Here is an 8,712-nt window from a genome sequence, read left to right as displayed (position 1 = left end):
GCGCTTCGGCGCCCGCCACTTATGATTTTATTGCGGCCCGAGCACGATGCGAAAGCAAACCGAAGCCGGGCCGGTGCCGCAGGTAACAAAGGTCCAGGAAGATGAAATTCCACCACATATCAAAATCGATCCTGTCGACGACGGCGCTGGCACTCATTCTCGCAACGCCGGCTGTCGCTCAGGAAAACACTGAAGCCGAACAACCCGAGGAAGCGCGCCAGCTGGAAACGGTCGTCATCCGGGGTGAGTTCATTCCCGCGCCGCAGCGCGAGACTTCGCAGGTCGCAAGCTTTCTCGGGGCGGAAGATCTTGCCCGTCAGGGTGACACGAACGCCGCTCTGGCTCTGACACGCCTCAGCGGTCTCAGCGTGGTTTCCGGGAAGTTTGCCTATGTCCGGGGTCTCGGTGACCGCTACTCGGCGGCGCTGCTGAACGGTTCCCCGCTGCCAAGCCCGGAGCCGCTGCGCCGCACCGTCCCGCTGGACCTGTTCCCGTCGAATGTTCTTGACGGTGCCGCTGTCCAGAAAACCTTCTCGGTTCAATATCCCGGCGAATTCGGCGGCGGCCTGATCGACCTGAAAACTCTGCGGATGCCGCGTGAGAACTTCCTGAACGTCAAGCTGGGGACAAACTGGAATACTGAGACGTCAGGCCAGGAAGGCATTTATGTCCATGGCGGCGACTATGACTGGCTTGGTTTCGATGATGGTCTGCGGGACATTCCGGGCCCGCTCGGGGCTGTGCTTGCTTCCGATCAATCCCTGGGCAGCTATACTCCTGATGAAATCGAAGCGGTCGGCGAAAGCCTTGTGAACTCGCCCCTCTCCGTGATCCAGAATGGCGATCTCGGACCGAATTTTGAAGGGTCGGTCGATGGCGGCATGTCCTTCGACAAAGGTGACTTTGAGATCGGTCTGGTCGGTGTCGCCGGCTATGATCAGGAATGGCAAACGAAAGACGCGGTTCGCCAGTACGTTCAGGGCTCCGTTCTGGGCTCGGATTTCCAGTCACTTCAGACGAACCTGACCGCGACTCTCAACGCACTTGGGTCTGCGACGGTTGAATGGGCCGAAGGGGAGGTACAGGGGACCCTGTTCTATGTGCACTCGACGTCCAAGGAAGCCCAGATCGATGAAGGGATTGACTTCAACGCTCAGGGCAGCACGGGCCTCGTGCACGATGAATCCTCTGGCTGGTTTGAGCGTGGCCTGACTTTCGGTCAGCTTCGGGGTGAACATTATATCGGTGATCTGACCTTCTCCTGGCGCGGATCTATGGCGCAGTCGACTCGTGATGCACCATATGAGCGTTCTCTTCGCCGCTTCATCGATAACGAAGGGAACATCCTGTATTCTGTCGCCAACAGCTACGACATCCGGTTCTCCGAGCTTACGGACGACAATGTCAGCTTTGGCGCCGATCTGAAGTATGAAACGACAATTGACGGCACACGCGAGGCGATCATCTCCGGTGGTTTCGATTCGTCGAGCACAGATCGTGATTATGAGTTCCTGGCGTTCCGGTTTGCGGGTGGCAACTCGCTGCCGATGGATGTTCAGATGGCACGCCCGGATTATCTGTTCTCTCCGGATAACATCGATCCGGCCCGGTTCGTCCTGCAGGAAGTCACGACACCGAACGACTCCTATGCGGCAGGTCTTGATGTCATGGCTGGCTACGTGCAGGCCGATCTGGAATTGTTTCCTTTCATCCGCACGACGCTAGGCGCTCGTTATGAGACAGCCGAAGAGACCGTCCGGACGTTTGACCGCTTCGGTAACCCGGGTGCGGGGGATGTGAATCTCGAGAACGATTACATTCTTCCGTCTGCCACCTTCACGTGGAACTTCGCAGACGACCTTCAGATGCGCCTCGGCTATTCGCAGACGATTGCCCGCCCGCAGTTCCGCGAGCTTGCCCTGTCGAACTATTTCGACCCGGAAACCGAGCGCTCCTATCGGGGCAACAGCGGTCTCGTGGACAGTGAGCTGACGAACTACGATGCGCGCCTTGAATATTACATGGGCCGGAACGAGTTCATCACGATCGGTGCCTTCCACAAGGAGATTAAAAATCCGATTGAAGAGGTTCAGTTCTCGACCTCGACCTTCGTCTTCGAAACGACCTTTATCAACTCCCCGAAGGCTGTCCTGTCAGGCGCCGAGTTTGAATACCGGACACGTTTCGACATGCCGATCTCGAACCCATGGTTTGACGACCGGGAATGGCTTTTCTCCGCAAACTACACCTATACCTCTTCCGAGGTGCAGGCCGACGAAGGCGATCGGGTCTTCGATCCGATCTCCCGTTCGCTGCGGGATGCCGCCCTGTATGGCCTCGATGGGTCATCGCTGCAGGGGACACCCGAGAACATTGCGAACCTCCAATTCGGCTGGGAAAGCGATGTTGAGCAGATGACGCTGCTTCTCGGCTGGGTGGATGAACGTATTCTGCAACGCGGGCTCGACCAGCCTGGCGCAGAGCTGCCGGATATCATCGAAAATCCGGGGGTCCAGCTGGACCTCGTCTATCGCCGTGATTTCACCGTGGCTGGGCGGGATTTCACGCTCGGTCTGAGCGGTCGTAATCTGCTGAACGAGGCGCATGAGGAGTATCAGTTGAACGACAATGATCTCGGCCGGACGGAATTTAACACCTACGACCGGGGGCGGAGCCTTTCGGCCAGCTTGACGCTGCGCTTCTAATCCCTTTGCCGCCGCGGTGATCCCGAGCCGCGGCGGCAGAATTTTCCAGTTAACTGAGAAAACAGCAGGTTTCTCATAAATATCTGTAACTTGCGTCACAAAAGTACGAAATATCTCATGTAAACGAACGGCCTGAAGGCGGTCCTTCGGCAACTGGCTTGGTCTCAACTCCGTCCGGTGCATCGCAGACGTGAGAATGTCAGACGATCCACCGCCATCGATACCAGGTGGCAAGAAGTATGCAGTGAGAGTTTGCGTTTGGGATACACCCGGCGCATTGCATCGGTTTTCTGCCAAAGATGTCGAATGACTCTCCTGAGAGTTGTGCAGAAGTCCCGTTATGGGAGTCAGGACGTTCATCTTGGTAGTGAAGCCTGTAGAATGCAGGTTCCTGGTCTGCTCGGTGTGGCTAACTCACACTCAGGCGGATTATGGGCGAAAGGACGTGGAAGTTGAGTGAGATTGCTGGTTTTGGTGATCGGACAGGATTGTCTGTGGCCGATTTCGGGCGTCTGCTTCTGCGCAGTGCCGGCCCGCTTATTCGCGTCGCAGAAATCTGTCTGGTGGCCGTGATCGCCCTCCTGCTGGCTCGCCTGGCCTGGATCGCCATCGAACCAGGCGGCGCTGTCATGGGCGTGCAGCCGATGGGGGAGGTTTTTCGTCAATCTCCAGGCGGCACGTCACCGGTCCTGACGGGTGACATGTCCCTCCTGACGACCCTCGATCCCTTTAATCGGGCAGGCGAGGTGGCCGATCTGGCACAGGAAGCCCCTGAAACGAAGCTCAATCTCGTTCTGAAGGGCGTCCGCGCGTCTGCAGATGGCACAGGTGTTGCGATGATCGTGATGCCGAATAACCGGCTGAACACGTTTGCGCCTGGCGAAACCATTCTGGATGGGGTTGTGCTGGACCGGGTTTATGGGGATCGCGTGACTTTGCGCAAGGACGGCCAGATCGAGGCCCTGCTGATGTCGAGCGGCGCAGACAGGCTGTCCGTTCTGTCTTCGCCCGAGGACGCCGGGACGAAAGTCTCAGGCACACGTTCTGCCAGCAGCGATGACCTGATCAGCACGACGGCCACAGACTTTCTCGCCAATCTCGTGATTGATCCTGTCCATCGGGGACAGGATTTTGTCGGTTATCAGATCAGCAGCCGGGGCAATGCGGCGCTTCTTGAGCGTTCCGGATTGAAGCCCGGCGACATCATCCTGTCCGTTGATGGGGTTTCAATCGGTTCGGCCGGACCGGGTGAACTCGCAATGAAATTGTCTTCATCCCGCAAAGTCCGCCTCAGAATTGATCGCGATGGCCGCCAGGTCGATCAGATATTCACGCTGCCGGAGAATCCGTAGCTCATGAAACTCAAATCCGTCCTCTCTGCCGCGCTACTGGCCGCGACTGCGCCAAATGCATTTGCCCTGGCTGGCGAAAGCGGTCCGGAACCATCGCGCCACATCATGAATTTTGACGATGTCGAACTGTCTGCGCTGATCGCGGATGTTTCGACTGTCACCGGCTACACGTTCATCGTTCATCCCGATGCCCGTACCAAGCGCGTGACTGTGTCCTCGTCCACACCTCTGACGCGCGATCAGGTGTTCGATGTCTTCCTTTCAGCCTTGCGGGTTCATGGGTTCACAGCCGTTCCAGCCGGTCGATCGACGTATCGGATCGTTCCGGAGCGCCAGGCCGTATCGGACGCCAGCACTTCGGCAAGCGACGCCAATACATTCACAACCGAGATCTTTGCGTTGAAGCACTCCTCGGCGCGCGACGTTGCCGCGGTCATCAAGCCACTGATCGCCGAGCAGGGCCAGGTCGTCGCCAACAATGCCTCGAACACGCTGGTCGTCGTCGACTATGCGTCGAACCTGCCGCGCCTGCGAACCATGTTGGAGCAAATTGACTCGGATCCTTCGGTTACCCAAACGATCAGCCTGAAGAATATACCGGCACGGGAAATGGCGACCATCCTGACGAGCCTCTCAGTGCCGCCGGGTGAGAATTCCTATTCCGTGGATTTCCAGGCCGTCGCGTCTGATACAGGCAATGCCATCGTCCTGAAAGGCGATGAGGCTCTCGTAAAGCGTGCGATTGAAGTCAGCCGGGAACTCGACTCGCATGACCGGACAGAAGACACGCTCCGGGTCATTCCATTGAACAATGCAAACGCAGTGGACCTCGTGCCAGTGCTCCAGCAGATGGCCGGCGCGATGGATGCCCGCCGCGCTGCTGGTGGCGAACCGGACGCGTCGACGACAATTGCGCATCACGAGTCGACCAACTCCCTGGTCATCAGTGCACCCCCGGAAACCCTGAGTGCCCTCGAACGGATTGTGACCGATCTTGACCGGCGCCGGTCTCAGGTTCTGGTTGAGGCGATTATCGTGGAGATGTCAGATGATACGGCGCGGGAACTCGGGTTGCAGTTCCTCGTGTCGGGTACGAATGACTCGACCGTGCCGTTCGTCTCGACAAATTATTCGCGGTCTGCCCCCAGCATGCTGGCGCTCGCGGGGGCGCTCAGCTCCAACACGCCATTCAATACAGGCACCGCCGAAACCAATCCCTTTGCCGAAGCGGCCGTCAATTCTCTGCTCGGACTGTCAGGTCTCAGCATAGGCGTTGGGGGACAGGACGGAGACACATTGTTCGGGGCAATCCTGACGGCCGTGGAGAACGACACGCAATCCCGCATCCTGTCCAAGCCTTTCAACATGACGCTCGACAATGGAACGTCGTCTCTTCTCGTCGGTCAGGAAGTGCCTGTCGCGACGGGAGAGGTTCTGGGAAATGCCAACACAAATCCGTTCCGTACGGTTGAGCGCAGGGATGTCGGTGTCGGCCTGGATGTGACGCCCCGGATTTCAAACGACGATACAATCCGTCTTGATATCACGCAGGAAGTTTCCAACATCGCGCAGGCGATCACGACCGGGTCCAGCACGGATCTCATCTTCAATACACGCAAGATCAGTACGAGCGTCATCGCCGACAATGGCGAGATAATCGTTCTGGGCGGCCTGGTTGAGCAAACAGAAAGCGTCACGAACGAGAAAGTGCCCGTGCTGGGGGATATTCCCGTGGCCGGGCGGCTGTTCCGTTCCGAGGGGAAGGGGCTTGGCCGTACCAATCTCATGGTCTTCATCCGCCCGACAATCGTCCGCAATCGTGACGATGCGCGCGCTGCGACGTCGCGTTCCTATCGTTACCTGCGTGCGCAGGAATTGTGGACCGGAGAGGGCGACAGCGGGGAGTCTCTCGACCGCTTCGTCAATCAGGTTCTGGGGAGCCCGCCTCCGCAATGACCACTGCGCCTGCCATCCAGCAATTCACTTATGCCTTCGCGAAGGACAAGGGGGTTGTTGTCTTGCCTGGACGGGATGTGTTGACGCTCGGCATGCGGGCGGGCGCTGACCCGTTGGTGCTTCTTGAAGCGCGGCGCGCCCTGGGCTCAAGCTTCGAGCTTGAGCCGCTTGATCGCGATACCTATGAGCGCACGCTGGCGGACGTCTTTACGGCTGATGCATTGGCCGGGGACAGCGTCGACGCCGCGGTGGATGCCCGTGGCGGACTGGAAAGCCTGATCGACGATCTGCCCAAGGCGGCAGATTTGCTGGATGGCCAGGATGATGCGCCGGTCATCCGGTTGATCAACGGCCTGATCCATGAGGCAATGAAACAGCGTGCCTCCGATATTCATATCGACCCGTTCGAAGAGACGCTGTCCATCCGTTATCGGATTGATGGGGATCTTGTGGAGGTTTTAACGCCTCCGCGGAAACTGGCCGCGCCGATCGTCTCCCGTATCAAGGTCATGTCGCGGCTCGACATTGCAGAGAAGCGCCTCCCGCAAGATGGCCGGATTTCCCTGTCGGCCGGTGGAAAATCCATCGATGTGCGGGTTGCGACATTGCCGACCCGTTACGGCGAGCGCGTTGTCCTTCGATTGCTGGATACAAAGAATGCTCTGCTGAATTTGACCGATCTCGGTATGGACGAGGACACGTATCAGCGATTTGCTGAAACGCTTAGCCAGCCCAATGGTGTGATCCTTGTGACCGGGCCGGTCGGGTCCGGCAAGACCACGACACTCTATTCTGCCCTGTCGCGGCTCAATACGGGCCGTGACAATATCATGACTTTGGAAGACCCGGTCGAATACGGCCTGCCAGGCATCAGCCAGACCCAGATGGACCACAAGGTCGGCCTGAACTTTGCCGCCACGCTGCGCTCCATCCTGCGGCAAGACCCCAATGTGGTGATGGTTGGCGAGATCCGCGATTCTGAAACGGCCGAAGTGACCTTCGAGTTCGCGTCGACCGGACGGTTGGCACTCTCCACCCTTCACACCAACTCCGCGTCCGGTGCGATCACGCGTCTTCGTGATATGGGCGTTGAAGATTACCTTCTGTCTTCAACACTGCGCGCCATTATGGCCCAGCGGCTCGTGCGCAAGCTTTGTCCGGTTTGCAAGACATCGCGGACTGCAACGCATGCGGAGTGCGATGCCCTCGGTCTTCCGGGGGACACCGAATTGACGGTCTATGATCCGCAAGGCTGTATTTCTTGCGCGCAAACCGGGTTCACCGGCAGACTTGGCGTTTATGAGCTTCTGGTTGCGGATCGCGCGATCCGGAACATGTTGGGCGAAGGCGCGTCTGAAGATGCGATCGACCAGGCGGCATTCGCCCGCCATGATCGCCTTCTCGATAATGCCCGCCGTTATGTGATCTCCGGAGAGACCAGTGTTGCGGAAGTCCTGCGCGCCTGCCGCAAGGGAGGCCAGTAATGGCCGCTTTCGAATATGTTGCCCTTGATGCCGACGGCAAGCGCCGTTCAGGCATTATCTCGGCAGACAGCGCGCGTTCGGCCCGTAAGGAACTTCGCCTGCGGGACCTGATGGTCCTGAATGTCGACCCGGTCACAGAAAAGCAGTCGAAAGTCACGATTCGCCGCGGCCGGCTGAGCGACAAGCAACGTGTGCTTCTCGTCCGGCAATTGTCCGTGCTGCTCAAGTCCGGTCTGGCTGTGGAGCAAGCGCTCGGTGCCTGCGCAGGAAACGAAAATCCGGTGAGTGTACAAAAAGCTGTTCACACGGTTCGGGCAGATGTTGTTGAAGGCGCCCGCCTGTCTGACGCGATGGCATTGGCGCCGGATGCGTTCCCGCCACTTGTGCGCGCCGTGACGGCGGCAGGCGAGATGTCCGGCAAGCTGGGTGACATTATGGAGCGCCTCGCAACCTATCTGGAGCGAAGCTACCAGCTACGTCAGAAAGTCCGGGCGGCGCTGATCTATCCGGCACTTCTGACCGTCATGGCGATGGGAATGGTGATCGCGCTTATGGTCGTCGTCGTGCCCCGTCTTGTGGAACAGTTTGACCTGTTTGACGCCCAGTTGCCGCTGCTCACGCGGATCGTGATTGGCCTGTCCAATGGCGTGCGGGAGTACGGTATTCTCATCGTACTTGTCCTTGCCGCCCTGATCTTCCTTGGTGTCCGCCTTTTGCGCCAACCGGCCATACGCCGCAGTCTGGACCGGTTCGTGTTGCGGTTGCCGTTGATCGGACCCCAGACGCGCATCGTCGCTGCCGCACGTTTTGCCCGCGTTTTTGCGACCTTGTCTGCCTCCGGGGCGACGGTCCTCGAAGCGCTCGAGGGGGCAAAGGGCGCGGCCAATAATACGGTCATCGCCGATGCGACCGACTTCATCGCCGAACGCGTTCGGGAAGGGGGCTCCCTGTCAGGCGCCTTGGCCGCCACAGGCGTCTTTCCCCCGATGATGGTTCACATGGTCACGAGCGGCGAAGTTGGCCGTGACGTGTCCGGAATGATGAACCGGGCGGCAGATTTTCTCGATACAGAGTTCGAAACGGGCTCAGCGGCGCTTCTGGCGCTCGCCGAGCCGCTTATAATCGTGCTGATGGGCGGAATCGTCGGCCTGATCGTCATGTCGATCATGCTGCCGATCCTCCAACTCAACACGCTCGCCATGTCATAGGAGACAA

Annotated in this window: 5 protein-coding genes; all 5 read left to right on the top strand. The window is 58.8% G+C overall.

The features are described 5' to 3' along the window. Window positions 1–101: 101 nt before the first annotated feature. Complete coding sequence (locus HAD_RS14315) at window positions 102–2,705, top strand: TonB-dependent receptor domain-containing protein (RefSeq protein WP_035572811.1); 2,604 nt, start codon at window positions 102–104, stop codon at window positions 2,703–2,705. Between the two features lie 452 nt (window positions 2,706–3,157). Continuing rightward, a complete protein-coding gene (locus HAD_RS14310; protein WP_162177521.1) occupies window positions 3,158–4,057 on the top strand; it encodes a type II secretion system protein N in 900 nt (299 codons plus the stop codon). 3 nt (window positions 4,058–4,060) lie between these two features. After that, window positions 4,061–6,013: a type II secretion system secretin GspD gene (gene gspD, locus HAD_RS14305; protein WP_035572805.1), complete on the top strand. Its 1,953-nt coding sequence runs from the start codon at window positions 4,061–4,063 to the stop codon at window positions 6,011–6,013. After that, window positions 6,010–7,497, top strand: coding sequence for a GspE/PulE family protein (locus HAD_RS14300; protein WP_035572803.1), 1,488 nt, complete (start codon window positions 6,010–6,012; stop codon window positions 7,495–7,497). Before gspD ends, HAD_RS14300 begins: the two co-directional genes overlap by 4 nt. Next, window positions 7,497–8,705, top strand: a complete 1,209-nt coding sequence (gene gspF / locus HAD_RS14295) for a type II secretion system inner membrane protein GspF (protein ID WP_035572801.1) — start codon at window positions 7,497–7,499, stop codon at window positions 8,703–8,705. The genes HAD_RS14300 and gspF overlap by 1 nt, the downstream gene beginning before the upstream one ends. Window positions 8,706–8,712 lie beyond the last annotated feature (7 nt).

Origin of the sequence: Hyphomonas adhaerens MHS-3, from assembly GCF_000685235.1 — a bacterium.
Classification (GTDB): Bacteria; Pseudomonadota; Alphaproteobacteria; order Caulobacterales; family Hyphomonadaceae; genus Hyphomonas; species Hyphomonas adhaerens.
This window is presented reverse-complemented; position numbering and strand designations above follow the sequence as displayed.